At 69.5% G+C, this 14,005-nt stretch carries 11 protein-coding genes; 6 read left to right on the top strand and 5 right to left on the bottom strand.

Annotated features, from left to right (window positions below; all coding sequences use genetic code 11):
• Window positions 1-2: 2 nt before the first annotated feature.
• On the top strand, window positions 3-779 hold the full coding sequence (locus tag ACGFZA_RS29105) for a hypothetical protein (RefSeq protein WP_385276630.1): 777 nt from the start codon (window positions 3-5) through the stop codon (window positions 777-779).
• Window positions 724-2,505, top strand: coding sequence for a heparinase II/III family protein (locus ACGFZA_RS29100; RefSeq protein ID WP_393682981.1), 1,782 nt, complete (start codon window positions 724-726; stop codon window positions 2,503-2,505). The genes ACGFZA_RS29105 and ACGFZA_RS29100 overlap by 56 nt, the downstream gene beginning before the upstream one ends.
• Window positions 2,506-2,638: 133 nt before the next feature.
• On the opposite strand, the gene ACGFZA_RS29095 is transcribed toward ACGFZA_RS29100, so the two are convergent.
• From ACGFZA_RS29095 to ACGFZA_RS29085, 3 genes are all read right to left on the bottom strand, one after another.
• The gene (locus ACGFZA_RS29095; protein WP_393682979.1) at window positions 2,639-4,321 is read right to left on the bottom strand and encodes a SulP family inorganic anion transporter; all 1,683 of its coding nucleotides are present in this window, start codon (window positions 4,319-4,321) and stop codon (window positions 2,639-2,641) included.
• Between the two features lie 693 nt (window positions 4,322-5,014).
• Complete coding sequence (gene fabG, locus ACGFZA_RS29090; RefSeq protein WP_385276639.1) at window positions 5,015-5,812, bottom strand: 3-oxoacyl-ACP reductase FabG; 798 nt, start codon at window positions 5,810-5,812, stop codon at window positions 5,015-5,017.
• Between the two features lie 320 nt (window positions 5,813-6,132).
• Window positions 6,133-7,599 carry a cation:proton antiporter gene (locus ACGFZA_RS29085; RefSeq protein WP_393682977.1) on the bottom strand — a complete coding sequence of 489 codons (1,467 nt, stop codon included), beginning with the start codon at window positions 7,597-7,599 and terminating at the stop codon, window positions 6,133-6,135.
• A 470-nt stretch (window positions 7,600-8,069) separates the two neighbouring features.
• On the opposite strand from ACGFZA_RS29085, the gene ACGFZA_RS29080 reads away from it, so the two are divergent.
• From ACGFZA_RS29080 to ACGFZA_RS29065, 4 genes are read left to right on the top strand one after another with little or no spacing between them, the layout of a single operon-like run.
• Window positions 8,070-8,864, top strand: a complete 795-nt coding sequence (locus tag ACGFZA_RS29080) for a BTAD domain-containing putative transcriptional regulator (RefSeq protein ID WP_393682975.1) — start codon at window positions 8,070-8,072, stop codon at window positions 8,862-8,864.
• Window positions 8,861-9,559 carry a 4'-phosphopantetheinyl transferase family protein gene (locus ACGFZA_RS29075; protein ID WP_393682973.1) on the top strand — a complete coding sequence of 233 codons (699 nt, stop codon included), beginning with the start codon at window positions 8,861-8,863 and terminating at the stop codon, window positions 9,557-9,559. The genes ACGFZA_RS29080 and ACGFZA_RS29075 overlap by 4 nt, the downstream gene beginning before the upstream one ends.
• Entirely contained in the window at window positions 9,549-11,552 is a 2,004-nt protein-coding gene (locus tag ACGFZA_RS29070) for an acetoacetate--CoA ligase (protein ID WP_385276650.1), read from the top strand. The genes ACGFZA_RS29075 and ACGFZA_RS29070 overlap by 11 nt, the downstream gene beginning before the upstream one ends.
• 18 nt (window positions 11,553-11,570) lie before the next feature.
• The gene (locus ACGFZA_RS29065; RefSeq protein ID WP_393682971.1) at window positions 11,571-12,062 is read left to right on the top strand and encodes a MaoC family dehydratase; all 492 of its coding nucleotides are present in this window, start codon (window positions 11,571-11,573) and stop codon (window positions 12,060-12,062) included.
• 96 nt (window positions 12,063-12,158) lie between these two features.
• Here the strand turns inward: ACGFZA_RS29065 and ACGFZA_RS29060 are convergent, their stop codons facing one another.
• On the bottom strand, window positions 12,159-13,175 hold the full coding sequence (locus tag ACGFZA_RS29060; protein ID WP_393682969.1) for a zinc-binding dehydrogenase: 1,017 nt from the start codon (window positions 13,173-13,175) through the stop codon (window positions 12,159-12,161).
• A 20-nt stretch (window positions 13,176-13,195) separates the two neighbouring features.
• On the bottom strand, window positions 13,196-14,002 hold the full coding sequence (locus tag ACGFZA_RS29055; RefSeq protein WP_393682967.1) for an alpha/beta fold hydrolase: 807 nt from the start codon (window positions 14,000-14,002) through the stop codon (window positions 13,196-13,198).
• Between the last annotated feature and the right edge of the window lie 3 nt (window positions 14,003-14,005).

Genomic DNA, 14,005 nt, shown 5'->3' with positions numbered 1-14,005 from the left:
GGATGGAGACAACGGAGACGAGCCGGCGTCCGCGGCTCAACGTCGCCTACGGCTCATGGGAGTTGATCTGGGCGCACGTCCACCGTGTGCTGGTCGTCAACCTCGGGATCGCCGTGACGAACCTGCCCCTGCTGGCCGCGCTGCAGGCAACCCACCAGCCGTGGCGGCACCCCGTGTTCTTCGGGCTGTTGCTGCTGGCACTGCCCGGGCCGTCACTCGCCGCCGCGTTCGCGTATCTCGGTGCGACGACCGGTGACGAGCAGGCCCCGGTGCGGCTCTTCGCCCAGGCGTACCGGCGGCTGTTCCGGCGAGCGCTACTGGTCTCCGCCCCCTTCGGGCTGCTCGCGATCGCTGCCGTCGCGGATGCCGTGACCCTGCGGACATCCGCGACGGGTGCGGCGGTCGTGCCCCTGGCCGCGGTGGTCGCGCTGGTGGCCGTCGCCGCCTGGCCGGTCGCGCTCGCGCAGGTGGCCGGGGGCGGGAGTACCGGACGGCGGCTCTTCCTGCTCGCGCCGTACGCGGTGATCCGGCACGGCCTGCTGACCCTCATGAACCTCTCGCTGGGGGCCGTGGCCCTGCTGCTCGTCAACCAGGCGCCGCTGCTGGGGCTCGCGGTGCTGCCCGGGTGCGTACTGTTCGTGTGGTGGCGCAACTGCCGGGTCATGGCGGTCCTCAGCGATCCGGTCGCGCCGCACGCGCCTGCCGTACGAGAGGGGAGGCGTGGTGTCACCGACAGCTTCGGGCGGGGCGTGGAACCGTCAGCCATCGCTGGACGCTGAAGGGCTGGAAGGACTCCATGCCCGAATCCGCCTGGCGGCGGACTCCGCGCGGAGCACGCGCCTGCCGGACCTGCCGTTCTCCGTGTACCGCCGCTTCGACGACGACGGTGACCGGCTGGCCTACGAGGAGCTGTACTTCCGGCGCCGAGCGGCGGTGACGGCCCTCGCCGCCGAGGTCCTGGTCGACCCGACGGTCCGACTCTACGCTCTGGCCGACGCGCTGTGGTCCGTCTGCGACGAGTACACCTGGGCGCTGCCCGCCCACGAGATGCATGCGACCCGCCTGGGCCGGGGGATGGACCAGTGCCTGGACCTGTTCGCCGCGCTCACCGCACAGCTGCTCGCCGAGACGGTCCAGGTCTGCGGCGACCGGCTCGATCCCCGGGTCGCCGCCCGCGTACGCGATCAGGTGGACCACCGGGTGCTGTCCCTGCTCGCCGACGACGAACGCCCGCTGCTGTGGGAGGGCTGGGCACACAACTGGGCAGCGGTGTGCGGCGGATGCGCGGGGCTCGCGGCACTGGCCCTGTGGGATCCCGGACCCCGCCTGACCCGCGTCCTCGACCGGTGCCGACGCGCTCAGCTCACGTACCTCAGTGGCTTCGGCGACGACGGAGGCTGCGCGGAAGGAGTGGGCTACTGGGCGTTCGGGTTCGCCCACTTCGTGTACTTCGCCGAGGGACTGCGGGAGTCCACCGGCGAGGATCTGCTCGCGCACCCCAAGGTGCCGGCCATCGCGGGCTTCCCGGGCGCGGTACATCTGGGCGGCGGACTGTTCCCCGCCTTCTCGGACGGTGAGGAACGGCCCCGCGTGCCCGCCGGTCTCGCCCGGCAGCTCCACCGAAGGCTCGGGGTCCGGGTGCCCGCCGAGGCCGTGGAGGCCGCGGACGGCGGGGCGGACCTCCCACGGGACTGGGCCGACCTCTCGCGCATCCTGCGCTGGGGCGCCGCGCCTCCCACGGCCGCGCCGGAAGGGGAACCGCAAGCGCCCACCGGCTGCTACCTCCCCGAGCTCGCCTGGCTGGCCGACCGGGGACAGGGCGTGGCCTTCGCGGCCAAGGGCGGCCACAACGCCGAGCCGCACAACCACAACGACCTCGGACAGTTCGTGCTGACGGCCGGGGGTGAGGTGCTGCTCGCCGACCTGGGCGCCGGCGAGTACCGCAAGGGGTACTTCGACGAGGCCACCCGCTACGCGTTCCTGCACGCCTCCTCGCGCGCCCACTCCGTTCCCCGCGTCGACAACCGCGAGCAGTCGGCGGGCGGCACCCGCGCGGCCCGGGTCCTGAAGGCCCACCGCCACACGCACGGCGCGGACCTGACCCTCGATCTCGCGGACGCCTACGAGGTGAACGGACTGACAGCGCTGCGCCGCGCCTTCTCCTGGCACCGTGACACGGGCGAACTGCTCCTCGTCGACGAGGTGGAGACGGCACGCCCGATGCCGCTGGAGGAGGTGTTCGTCAGCCGGCTGCGGCCCGAACTGCACGCGGACGGGGCGGTGTGGACCGGAACGGCCGCACGGGCCCGCCTCGCCCTGCCGGAAGGCTGTGTCCCGCACGTCGAAACGGTGTACACCACCGACCACGAGGGCGCCCCCGACACGGTCTACCTCTTGAGGCTCGGCTTCGACCTCGTCGAGCGGAGGACCCGGCTGCTGTTCCGTTTCCGCGTCGGCGTGGACGGCCCGCCGGAGGACATCGACGCAGGGCCACCGCCGGTGTGAAAGCGCAGGGGACGGCCGTCCCACATGCCGGCGGATCGGGGCAGGGCGCGGAATCCACCGCGCACGGCCCCGACCGGCGGACGCAGTCGATGACCAGGGCCGTCAGCTGACCGGCCGGCATCCGCAGGGTGCGTCACACCGGGTCGCCGGACGCCGCCGAGACGGCGTCGTCCACGGTGCGGTTCCGGCCGTACGGTCCGAGGCGGTCCGCCAGGGCGTGCCGGTTCAGGTCCTGGTCGGCGCGTGCCCGTACGTGGGCCAGGTACAGGCCGATGTCCTTCCCCGCCAGCTCCTCCCTCAGTTCGTCGAGTGTGTCGAGGACCTGGATGCCGAGGCGGTAGCTGCCGGTCAGGTCCAGGACGACGGCTCGCGGTGCGGGTGTGGTGCGCGCTACCCGGTCGACGACGGCGAGGCGGACGCGGCTGACGTTGCCGAAGAACAGGGAGCCGTCGGGCCGCAGGGCCAGCACGCCGGGCGTCGTGGCGGCGTCGGGGTGCTGTGCCGTGTCGGCATACAGCCGGGTTCCGGGCAGGCACCCGAGGACGGCGACGTTGCGGCGGCTGGCCGCGGCGATGAACAGAACGAGGGAGAGCGCCACGGCGAGGAGCAGCCCGGGCAGCAGGTCGAAGAGCAGGACCCCGATGAGCGCGGTGAGCGCCACCCACAGACCGGGCCGGTCGTTCGCCGCGTAGCGGCGCAGTTCGCCCACCCTCATGAAGCTGCGCACGGCCATGATCACGATGGCGCCCAGGACCGGCTCGGGCAGGTCGGTGAAGAGCGGCGTGAGGAAGGCCCCGGTCAGCAGGATGAGGGCGGCGGCGATCAGGGACACCATCGGGGTGCGGCCACCCGCGCCGGTCGCGGCGGCGCTTCGGGACGCACTGCCGGAGACGACGAAGCCGCGGACCAGGCCGGCGGCGATGTTGCTGAGGCCGACCGCCGCCATCTCCCGGTCGGCGTCGACCTCCTGGCCGTGCTCCCGGGCGAAGCGGTTGGCGATGCTGAACGCTTCGGCGAAGACCACCAGGGCGACGCCCAGCGCACCCGCGGCCAGGGCGATCCAGTCCTCGGCCGGGATACCCGGCAGCCGGGGAACAGGGACGGCGGAGGGGATCTTGCCCACGGTGTCCACGCCGTGGCTCTCCAGGTCCAGCGCGGCCGACACGCCGAGTCCCAGGACGAGCACGATCAGCGCGGCCGGCAGGCGGGGTACGACGCGTTCGAGCAGGATGAGCAGGGCCAGGGCGGCCGCTGCGACGGAGAGTGTGGTGAGTGACCAGTCGGGCGCCTTGCCCACGAGGGTCCACAGCCGCTCGAAGAAGTCGCCGTCCCCGCCGGAGACGCCGACGAGTTTGGCGCCCTGGCGCACGACGATGGTCAGGGCCATCCCGAACAGGAAGCCGACCAGGGCGGGTTCCGCGAGGAAGTTGGTGATGAACCCGAGGCGGGCGATACCGGCGACCAGCAGCACCACTCCGACGACGACCGCGAGAGCGGCCGACAGGCTGACGGCGTCGTTGGGGTCGCCGCTGATGTCCGACACCGCCGCGGCAGACAGCACAGCCGCCGCGGATGTCGCCCCGATGATGAGGAAGTTGGAGCGGCCGAACAGCGCGTACACCAGCAGCGCCACCGGGGCCGCGTAGAAAGCGTTCTGCGGAGGCACGCCGGCGATCTGCGCGTAGGCGACACTCTCGGGGACGATGAGAGCCCATGCGGTGAGTGCTCCCAGCAGGTCGCCCCGCAGCCCGGCTCTGCGGTAGTTCCCCAGCCAGCCGGCGACCGGCAGGTGACGCCGGGCCGGTCCGGCGCTCATGCGGACCCTCCCTCAGGAGCGCGCGCGGCAGGACCGCAGGGCGGCGGGAGACGAACGGACCGGGGCGCGGCGCCGGTGGCCATCACGCCCCGCCCCGCGGGGAGGCGAGGGCCGACGACCGCCGCACACGGTGAGATCGGCATCGGGTCCGGGGAGACGACCGGGGCCGCGACCGGCGACAGCGTGCCCATCGTGTTCCACATCCTCGCGCAACTCCCTCACGACAAGGGGCCCGCACACACCCCACCACCCGGCCCTGGGACGCCGCACTCCGACCTGGCGTCCTGTTCATTACGCCTTCTCGTCCGGCCGGGCGCGCACGCTGTAACCCGAACAGGTGAAGGAGCGATCTGATCGGGCACGGCAGTATCAGCGGTGGAGCGCGTGCGCGACTGCCTGTCGCAGACAGTGCGTGGCGCGCGGATCGTCGGCGCGTGTCAGGTGCGAGGCGAATGTGTCTCCGGCGTCCGGCCTGCTGCGCAGGACCACCTCCGCGTACGCCGCGTGCAGGTGGCGGCGACGGGCCTCGGACAGTCCGTCGTTCGGGGCGGGGTACCGGCGGTGTGAACGGAGCAGGCCGGGGGCCCGGTCGGTTGCGGGACGACCGGGCCGTGCGCCCGTCGTCGGACAGCCGCCCCGGACGTCGTCGGCGCCGCGGGACCCGGCCCTGTCAGCGCCTCGTGATGTGCGGGCTCACAGCGCCGCGCCGCCGTCCACGCGGATGACCTGGCCGGTGATGTACGCCGCACGGTCCGAAAGAAGGTAGGCCACCAGCTCGGCCGTGTCCTCGGGACGGCCGAATCGCTTGAGCGGGATGCGCTCGAGCATCTTCTCCCGCATGGGTACGGGGATGTCCTCCATCATCTGGGTGTCCGTGATTCCGGGAGCGACCACGTTGACCCGGATGCCGTGGCCCGCGACTTCCCGTGCGAGCGACTTGCTCATGCCGATGATGCCCGCCTTGCTGGCGGCGTAGTTGCTCATGGTCACAAAGCCGCTCAGGGCAACGATGGACGAGATGTTGACGCAGGCGCCGGACTTGCGTCGAAGGAAGCGGTACAGGACCGACTGGCACACGTTCCACATGCCGCTGAGATTGGTGTCGATGACGTCGTCCCATGCCTCGCCGGTCAGCAGGGGCATGGCGCCGTTCCTGGTGATACCCGCATTGTTGACCAGCGCCGTGACCGGACCCATCTCGCGCTCGGTACGGTCCACCATCTCTTCCACGGCGTCACGATCACGGACGTCGCATTCGGTGAACAGCGCGCGCACGCCCAAGGATTCGACCTCCTCCCGGGTCTCCTGCGACGCCTTGCTCTCGGACCGGTAACAACCGATGATGTCGTAACCCTCCGTGGCGAGCCTGAGGGCAATGCTCCGGCCGATTCCGCGGGCCGCGCCCGTCACGAGAGCGCAGCGCCGGACATCCGGTTCTCCTCCCGTGCCGTCCGTGGTGTGCGGTCCCGTCGCAGTGGTGTGGTCCGGCATGGCGTCTCCCGGGTCGTGGAATCGTGGCCCCAAGGGCATCGGAAGCCTGTGAAGGGGGCCGCATCGCGTTCTTGATTCGGATGGATCGGGGCAGGCGAAGCCTGTGGGGATCAACTCACCTTTGGATAGGTGGAGTTACCTGAAAGTTCTCGGGTGCGGAATAGCGCGACGTGCGCGGCGCACTCTGCGGCACGTCGGGTGCGGCGCGGAGTGTGACCGGCGAGTCCCGGCAACTCACCCACACCCCGGGAGACAGCCGGTCAGCCCGCCGCCCGTGGAGTCCCGCCGCCGGCGTTAGGCTGTTGTCGTGAGGTCCGTCGTCATGAGGCCTCGCTCGCCATAGCGCGTGATTCGGCCTCTTCCCCGCGGGATATCGCCGCGCCGCCGGCAGCGCGGGGGATGAGCTGTTCCTCTATGCGCTCCGGCAGGGCCCACCGGTAGAGCGGCACGGCTCCGGCTGTGGTGACCACGGCGACGAGGACCAGGATCGAGAATATCTCCTGGGAAATGATGTGCTGGCTGAGACCGATGTTGATGAAGATCAGGATCATCAGACCTCTGGCGTTCATGAGGCCGCCGACGGCCCAGGACTCCCGCCAGGAGAATCCCACGGTCCTCATCGCGAGCCCGCAGCCGACGTACTTTCCGATGAATCCGGCAGCCAGCAGTGTGATGAAGGCAAGCAGTGTGGCGCCCCCGGCTATGCTGTTGAGTTCGGTGTTGAGACCGGAGAACGCGAAGAAGATCGGCAGCAGGAAGACACTGACGAAGTCCATCATCCTGGCGTGCAGCGCCTCTCGGAAGGCTGCGTTCCGTGGCATGGCGAGTCCGGCGATGAATCCGCCGAACACCGAGTAGATACCTATACGGTCCGTGAACCACGCCGCCGCGAGAACGACGAACGCGACGATGTACACCTGTCCGGTGGTGAAGGTCCTCGTCCGTGCCACCCGTTCGCCGAGGGGACGAAGAAGTCGCGCGACCCCGAAAAGCATGACGCCGGCGAAGAGCGCGGCGAGCGCGATGCTCTGCAGTGCGCTCATGGGGCCCGATCCGGAGTGCACCGCCGACAACACCGCGAGCATGCACCAGGCGGTCACGTCGTCCACGGAGGCGGCGACCAAGGTCAGCCTGCCCAGCGGGGAGTTCTCCAGGCCTCGTTCGTACAGGATCCGGGCCAGCATGGGAAACGCCGTGAGTGAGAGCGCGCCACCGACGAACAGCGCGAATTCCACACGCGAGACGTCGTGCCTGGAGAGTCGCGAATACCACAGCAGTGCTACTCCGGCGCCCAGGAGGAGCGCCGGCACGATGCCGGACAGGGAAAGAAGGACCGCGTGCCGGCCTTGCGTGGCCGAATGGCCGCCGCCCGGCCGCGAAGCCCCCTTCGCGCTGCTGTCCGTCTTGCCGTGTTCGATTCCAGCGCCCACCAGGAACATGTACAGGGCGAGCCCGATGGTGCTCAGTACGTAGAGAATGGGCTTCACATCGGCAGGGAAAAGCGCCTTCTGTGTCCCTGGAAACAGGGCTCCGAGAAGAGTGGGGCCGAGCAGGACACCGGCCACCATTTCGCCGAGAACACGCGGCTGCTTGACCATGAGGGCAAGTTTCCCGCAGAGCGCGGATGCTGCGAGAATGGCAAGTATGGCGAGCAGGACCTTGAGAGTGAGTTGGAGATTGGGATCGCTCGGTGAATAGAATGCAAGATGCTGCATAAGACCCCTTGGCTCGCTCGTCAGAGACAGCTCACGAGCCTGGCATCCTGCACTGAAGGGCAGCCTAAGCACCTCTAAAGAAATAGGACTTGCAGGCGGGAATGGTGTGGAAGTCGCACATGTGACGGAGAGTGTCACCGCCTCGGGGCGCTCGCCAAAGCCTCGCCTAAGGCTGACTTAAACGAGTCGCGATGCGCACCGCGCCACCCCCGTAACACCCGCTGATGAACTTTGCGAGGATTTGGCTTACCGGCGAGTACGGGTGCCCGCATTCCGGAGGATGTGAAAATCATGCATGTGCCGGCCATCGAGTTTCTTCGATATCTCGGTGAATTTTCTGATTAAATGCGCCGAAATCGCTAAATTTAAGGCACTCGTGGATTTCATCATACACGACGCGCTATCGGTGGGGATCGAGTACGGCGGTTTTGGATGAACTTCGGGGGCTTGACGTCAAATGAGCCTCCGCCCATGATGTTTCTCGTTTGATGCGGCAATGTTTCAATCCGATGGAAATGGAATTTGGGAAATTAAGAGGGTGTATGAAATTCAGCATTCTGGGTCCGGTGGAAGTGGAAACGGACACCGGGGAGAAGGTCACCCCCCAGGCGCTCAAGGTCAGGTCGCTGCTGGGCATGCTCTGCATGCATGCGGAGCACGTGATATCCCCCGCACGGCTCATCGGTGCCCTGTGGGACGAGACGCCTCCGCGCACCGCGGCCGCCGCGCTTCAGGTCTACATCTCCCAGCTGCGCGCCGGTTTCATCCGGGCGGGCGCAAGCCCCGCTCTCATCACCACCACACCGTCCGGCTACACGATGCGGCTCTGTGGGCAAGCGCTCGACCTCGCCCTCTTCGAATCCAGTGCGGCCGGGGCGGAGCAGGCCGTTCACGCCGGACGGCCCCTCGAAGCCGCCCGGCTGATGTCCGAATCGCTGGCACTCTGGCGAGGGCCGGCGCTCGCCGACGTGCGCACCACACCCTCTCTGGACGGCTATGCCCAGCAGTTGGACGAACGGCGCAACGCCCTGCACGAGCAGCGTCTCAACCTGGAACTCCGGCTGGGTCGCCACGCCCAGCTCATCGGAGAGCTCTACGGACTCGTGCAGGAGCACCCCATGTGGGAGAACGTGCACTCCAACCTGATGATCGCTCTGTACCGCAGTGGCCGAATACCCGAGTGCCTGGCCGCGTACCAGCGCATCCGCAGAACACTCCAGGAGGAACTGGGGATGGAACCCTGTAGTCGGCTGCGCAATCTGCATGGCGCGATCCTCGCCCGGGAGCCGTGGCTGGACGACCACACCCGGCCCCTCACCTCGGCCTACGCCTCGTGAACACCGGCCACACCGAACAACTGCTGGGCGAGTACCGCCCGTTCGGCAGCGCGGTACAGGTGTGGACGGCGAGCGTTCCCAAATCGTACGAACCGGAGCTGGAGGACCGGGCGGCGGAACTGCACCCGGACGAAGGTGCGCAGGCCGCCCGCATCGCCACTCGTGCCGCACGCGCGCAGTACGTGATGGGACGCTCCCTGGCCCGGCGGGTTCTCGCGCGCCGACTGCGGGTGGCGGCCTCGCGTGTTCGCTTCGGGTCCACGGCGGCCGGCAGACCGTATCTGTGCGAACCCCGCTGCCCGGAGATCGATTTCAACCTCTCGCACTCGGGACGTCTGACAGCCCTCGCCCTGACCTGTGAAGGCCGGGTGGGCATCGACATCGAAGAGACCACGGAGAAACGCGACTTCGAAGGCATAGCGGCGGGCTTCTTCTCCCCGTCCGAGTACGACCGCTGGTCCACGGCCGGGGCCGTGGACAGGACCGCACTCTGGTACCGCACCTGGACCCGACGCGAAGCGTTCGTGAAGGCGACCGGCGCCGGGCTGCGGGACATAGGGGGAGACCACCACGGCCGCGGCTCGGCCTGGACCGACATCCCCTTCGAGCCGGCGCCCGGCCTTGCGGGCTGCCTCGTGCTGCTCAGACCCTCCCCGCCCTTCACTCTCCGCGAGGTGAACCCGTATGACCGCTGACACCCCTCTGTGGCGCCCGCCCTCCGACGTACTCGACCGGTCCCGCATCGGCGCGTACCTGCGATGGCTGGAACACCGTCACGGGCTCCACTTCGACGACTACGCCTCCCTGTGGCGCTGGTCCGTGACGGACCTGGCGGGCTTCTGGTCGTCCCTGTGGGAGTACTTCGAGGTCACCCCGGACGTCCCGGCCACCGCGTTCGTCGACGCGGCCTCCATGCCGGACGTCCAGTGGTTTCCCGAGGCTCGGCTGAACTACGCCGAGCGGGTCCTGAAGATGCCGGGCGTCCTGGGCTCGGCGCCCATGGTGTTCGGGCACTCGCAGACCCGGGAGCCCGTGACACTCACCGCCGACCAGCTCCGCGACCAGGTCGCGCGGGCCCGGCGCGGACTGCGCGACCTCGGAGTGGGTCGGGGGGACCGGGTGGCGGCGTATCTGCCCAACATCCCCGAGGCTCTGGTGCTCCTGCTCGCCTGCGCGAGCCTCGGGGCCGTGTTCTCCTCGTGCTCCCCGGAGTTCGGATCCCGTTCGGTCCAGGACCGCTGGCGCCAGATCGCTCCGAAGGTCCTGGTGACGGTCACGGGTTACCGTTCCGGTGACCGCCTTGTCGACCGGGCGTCCGATGTCGCGGCGATACGGGCCGCCCTGCCGAGCCTCACCCACACCGTCACCGTGCCGTACGCGGGTCCGGACCTCGAGTCCGCGCTGTCCTGGGACGAACTGCTCACCGAAACCGGCGACCTCGTCTTCGAGCAGGTGGATTTCGTGCATCCGCTGTATGTGCTGTTCTCGTCGGGGACGACAGGACTGCCCAAGCCCATCGTGCACGGCCACGGCGGCATCCTCCTGGAGCATCTGAAGATGCTGGCCCTCCACCACGACCTGGGCCCGGGGGACCGCTTCCTCTGGTTCAGCACCACGGGCTGGATGATGTGGAACTACCTCGTCTCGGGACTCGCGGTAGGCAGCGCGGTGGTGCTTTTCGACGGCAACCCCACCTTCCCCGACTTCGGTGCCCTGTGGCGGCTCGTCGCGGAGTCCGAAACGACGTACTTCGGCACCTCGGCACCGTACTTGATGGCCTGCCGCAAGGCGGGGATCAGCCCGTGGCGGGACCTGGACCTCTCCCGGCTGCGGGGCATCGGGTCGACCGGTGCCCCCCTGCCCGCGGAAGGGTTCCGCTGGGTGTACGAGGCATCGGCCGGCAGCGGGGCCCCCTCCCCCCTGCTCACCTCCCTGTCGGGCGGCACCGACGTGTGCACGGGTTTCGTCGGGGGAGTTCCCCTGCTGCCCGTCATCGAGGGCGAGATCAGCTGTCGCTGCCTGGGGGCACGGATCGAGGCGTACGACCCCGCCGGGCGGCCGGTCACCGGCCGCACCGGGGAACTCGTCCTGACCCGGCCCATGCCCAGCATGCCCGTCGCCCTGTGGGGGGACGCCGACGGTTCCCGGCGTCACGCCGCGTACTTCGCGCGGTTCCCCGGGGTGTGGCACCACGGGGACTGGATCAGCATCACCGACCGGGGCACGTGCGTGATCAGCGGGCGTTCGGACGCGACCCTGAAGCGCGGCGGGGTACGCCTGGGCACGTCGGAGTTCTACGCCGTGGTGGAGGAACTCGACGATGTCGCCGACTCCCTCGTCGTCCACGTGGAGGGGACGGCGACCGGCATGGACAAGCTGATGCTCTTCGTCGAACTGCGCGGGGAGAGCACGCTCGATCTGCGGCTGCGCGAGCGGATCAGCCATGCGCTGCGGGCCACACTGTCCGAGCACCATGTCCCGGACCACATCGTCCAGATCCCCGCCGTCCCCCGCACCCTGTCGGGCAAGAAGCTGGAAGTGCCGGTCAAGCGCATACTCGCCGGCGCCGATCCCGAACTGGTAGTGGCCCAGGGGGCTTTGGCCAATCCTGGATCACTCGGTGTCTTCGAGGACGCCGCGGTCCGTTACCGTACGCGGAAACCGGAGCCCCGCCAGACGCATCCGTGACCCGCGAGAAAGGCCCCCATGACCACGACCACCCCGGCCGCGACCGACAACTTCACCACCCCCGTCGAAGACCGGTACTTCGAGGACTACGTACCGGGAACCGTGCATGTCTTCGGCGGCAGTACCGTCACCGAGCAGGAGATCCTCGACTTCGCCCGGCGCTTCGACACGCAGAGCATCCACACGGATCCCGCGGCGGCGCAGGACGGCCCCTTCCAGGGGCTGATCGCGAGCGGCTGGCACACCACGGCCGTGATGATGCGCCTCTACGCCGACCACTACCTCAGCAAGGTCGCGTCGCTCGCGTCGCCCGGGGTGGACGAAGTGCGCTGGCAGCGGCCGGTGCGGCCGGGCGACACCCTGCGGGTCCGGGCCACCGTCACCGCGGCCCGCGTCTCGCGTTCCAAGCCCGACCGCGGGCTGGTGCACACCGACGTGGAAGTGCTCAATCAGCACGGCGAGCCCGTGCTGACGATGACCATCATGAACATGCTGCTGCGCAGGCCGTAGGACCGGGACCGCTCCGGGCAGCCGCGGCTGCCCGAAGCGGTCCCGGCCGGCCGGGAGGACGGCAGGCCCCGCGCCGGGTGCGCGACGGGGCAGCCCTCAGGCGAACGTCAGGACGATCTTCCCGATGTGCCGTCCGCTCATCATCTTCCGGAACGCGCTGTCGGCTCTGGTCACCGGGAACGGGGTGTAGGGCAGCGGCGCCAGCGCGCCCGCGGCGAAGAGCGGTGCGAGCTCGCCCAGCAACTCGCCGATGAGGTCCGGGCAGTGGCTGATCAGCAACCGGAGATCGACGCTGTGCAGACTGAGGCTGTTACGGAAGGGCGCCAGGCCGAGTGCGGAGTCGGCCATGATGTCGCGCTTGCCGATCTCGACGAACCGGCCCCGTACCCGCAGCAACTCCAGGCCGCGGCGCAGCATCTCTCCCGTGAGGGAGTTGAGGACGACGTCGACCCCTTCGCCGCCGGTGGCCGCCATCGTCTCGTCACCGAAGTCCGGGCTGCGGGAATCCATGACATGGCGGACGCCCAGCTCGCGCAGGTGCTTACGCTTCTCGTCCGTTCCCGCGGTCGCCAGGACCTCGGCCCCCCGCAGCCGGGCGATCGCCAGCGCCGCCGATCCCACTCCGCCGGCTGCGGAGTGGATCAGGAGCCGCTCCCCGCGGCGGACACCGGCCTGGCGGACCAGCCCGTACCAAGCGGTGAGGAAAGCGACGGGCAGGGTGGCGGCCTGCGCGAAGTCCATCTGGTCGGGCACCGGCATGACCGAGGTCGCCGGGACGTTGACCGTGGAGGCGAACGCCCCCTCCACCACGCCCACGACACGGGCACCGGCCTCGAACTCCGTGACGCCCGGCCCGGCCGCGACCACGACACCGGCGCACTCCAGGCCCGGACGCGGCGGATCCTCGAAGTACGCTGCGGAAAGCCCTATCGCCGTCAGCAGGTCCGGGAAGTTGAGTCCTGCCGCGAACACCTGAACGGTCACCTCGCCAGGGCCCGGGGGCTCAGGCGCGACGGCGGCCAGTTCGAATTCCAGCAGGCCCGGGTGTGGTTGACGCAGTTCCACCCGGGAGGCCCGGCGGCTGTCTGCCGCCATCGAATACACGTGCTCCATGGATCCCTCCTGGGACTGCGTCACACGACGCTGCGGAAGAAGTCGACCAGGCAGCGATTGACCTCCCCGGGACGCTCCAGAAATCCGAAATGCCCACACTCCTGCAGCAGTTCGAAGCGGCAGTCCGGGATGGCATCGGCCACCGCGCGCCCCATGGGGGGCGGCATGACGAAGTCGTGGGCGAATGCGAGGACGAGCGACGGACACCGGACGCGGGCCAGCCCCGGCAAATGATCGCCGGTGACGGTGGCCTCGTACTGGGCCGCTAACCCCTCCCCCCGCTGCGGGAAGAGGGACAGGGTCGTCAGCCAGTCGCGGGTGAACTCGTCGTCGGCCAGGGTCCCCGGTGCGAACAACTGACTCATGGTGGCCACCGACGAATACCCCGTCGGCACCGAGGCACCGGCCCGCATGGCGTCGGCGCAGCCCCGTGCCAGCGCGTCACGGTAGACGTCCCCGCGCCCACGCGTCGCCATGAGCGCGAGTGCCCTGACCAGCCCGGGATGCGCACGGGCCAGCTCCTGGGCGATCATCGCGCCGATCGAGACCCCCGCCACCAGGCAGGGGGCGACATCCAGGAATCGAATCAGCTCCGCCGTGTCGGTGACCAGGTCATCGAGTACGTACGGGCCGGGCGGGACGTCCGAGGGGGCGCTCCCGCGGAGATCGAAGGTGATGACCTGGAATCCGGCCCGCAGGAGCTCGGGGACCTGATGCCGGTCCCAGATGGTCGCCGGTGACGCGGCCGGCCCGATCAGCAGCAGCGGGTCTCCTTCGCCCTGGACGCGATAGGAGATCCGGACTCCGTTGACTCCGGTCGTGGGCACGGC

The sequence above is a fragment of the Streptomyces sp. NPDC048211 genome (assembly GCF_043202315.1).
Classification (GTDB): Bacteria; Actinomycetota; Actinomycetes; order Streptomycetales; family Streptomycetaceae; genus Streptomyces.
This window is presented reverse-complemented; position numbering and strand designations above follow the sequence as displayed.